This is a genomic window from Vibrio sp. 10N.222.49.C9 (assembly GCF_041474985.1).
Classification (GTDB): domain Bacteria; phylum Pseudomonadota; class Gammaproteobacteria; order Enterobacterales; family Vibrionaceae; genus Vibrio; species Vibrio crassostreae_C.
The window spans coordinates 1-363 of record NZ_JBFRVD010001246.1 but is presented as its reverse complement, the minus strand read 5'-3'; the positions used below and the strand labels follow the sequence as shown (position 1 = coordinate 363).

The 363-nt window shown below is 46.6% G+C and carries 1 protein-coding gene; it reads left to right on the top strand.

From position 1 onward, the window contains the following. On the top strand, positions 1-363 hold a 363-nt coding region (locus AB4585_RS27770; protein ID WP_372171974.1), incomplete at both ends, for an FGGY family carbohydrate kinase.

Below are 363 nucleotides of genomic sequence, written 5' to 3'. Positions count from 1 at the left end.
CATTACCAACCAGCGCGAAACCACTGTTGTATGGAATAAAGAGACAGGTAAGCCAGTTTATAACGCTATTGTTTGGCAGTGCCGTCGTACAAGCCAAATGTGTGAAAAGTATAAAGAACAAGGTTGGGAGGAGTACATACAACAAGCCACAGGCTTGGTATTAGACCCTTACTTCTCGGCGACCAAAATAAAGTGGATTCTGGATAATGTTCCCGGAGCAAGAGCCCTGGCTGACAAGGGGAAACTGCTGTTTGGAACCGTCGATACTTGGCTATTGTGGAAGCTAACACACGGCAAGGTGCATGCCACAGATCATACCAACGCCTCTCGCACCATGATGTTCAACATCAACAACCTTGAATG